This window comes from Mesorhizobium sp. P2_F5 (genome assembly GCF_056403715.1).
Genome location: NZ_JBFUEY010000056.1, coordinates 1 through 1134, shown reverse-complemented (window position 1 = coordinate 1134; position 1134 = coordinate 1). Strand labels below are relative to the sequence as shown.

Annotated in this window: 1 protein-coding gene; it reads left to right on the top strand. The window is 62.5% G+C overall.

Features of this window, described 5'->3' with window-relative positions:
• Positions 1-178: 178 nt before the first annotated feature.
• Positions 179-1111, top strand: a complete 933-nt coding sequence (locus tag AC1DYO_RS32105) for an IS110 family RNA-guided transposase (protein ID WP_477268672.1) — start codon at positions 179-181, stop codon at positions 1109-1111.
• Positions 1112-1134: the final 23 nt, after the last annotated feature.

Here is a 1134-nt window from a genome sequence, read left to right as displayed (position 1 = left end):
TTGTAACTTGTCATTTGCCGAATCCGTTATGATGGCGGATGCGGTGGCGGACGAGAGGCCGACGCATCTTTGGGCCAGGAAGCCCGTGGGAGAGCTTGGTTCTTCGTCCGCCGTTCCATCGAACCCGAACAGTCGCCTGGGCCGCAAGCGAAGCCCGATTAGGCAAGGATGGGACAAGATGGACGCGCATTTTGTGGGGATCGACGTTTCGAAGGACTGGCTGGACGTGCACATCCTGCCTTCGGGCGAGAGTGTTCGTGTTTCCAATGACAGCGAGGGTATCGCGCGGCTGAGAGGCCGTCTCGATGCCCTGAAGCCCGAGCGCGTAGCGCTTGAAGCGACAGGCGGTCTGGAGACGTTGGTCGCGGTCGAGCTGTCGGCAGTTGGTCTGCCGGTAGTGATCGTCAACCCAGCGCAAGTGCGTGCGTTCGCCAACGCGCTCGGCAAGCGGGCCAAGACCGACCCCATAGATGCTGCGGTGATTGCCGCCTTTGCGGCCGCCATGCGGCCCGAACTGCGTCCTCTGCCGGACGCCGAGACCCGGCTGCTGGCCGACCTTGTCGCCCGGCGCCGACAGATCGTGACCATGATCGTGGCAGAGGAGAACCGTGCCAGAGCCGCAACCGCCAGGCAGACCCAGAAGAGCATCAAGCGGCTGCTGGCGGCGCTCAGGCGTGAGCTGGACAGTGTCAACGAGGATATGGATGGTCATATCCGCAAGTCGCCATCATGGCTGGTGCGCCAGGATTTGCTGACCTCCATGCCCGGTATCGGGCCAACCGTGGCGAAAACCCTCATTGCCGAACTGCCTGAACTTGGCAGCCTCGACCGCCGCCAGATTGCGGCGCTCGCCGGCCTTGCCCCCTTCACGCGACAGTCCGGTGTCTGGCGCGGCAAGAGCTTCATTGGCGGCGGCAGAAGCAGCGTACGCTCAGCGTTGTTCATGGCCGCTCTCGTTGCCATTCGATACAACCCCGTCCTCAAGCTCTTCCGCGATCGTCTCGTCGCCGCCGGCAAACCCAAGATCGTCGCCGTCGTCGCAACAATGCGAAAGCTGCTCACAATCCTCAACGCAATGATCCGGGACCAAAAACCATGGCAAACCGCTTGACTGACAAGACAGTCGCTCTCCCC

Excerpts from the sequence above, each read along its gene's own strand:
- AC1DYO_RS32105 (WP_477268672.1), top strand. The coding sequence starts at position 179 with ATGGACGCGCATTTTGTGGGGATCGACGTTTCGAAGGACTGGCTGGAC.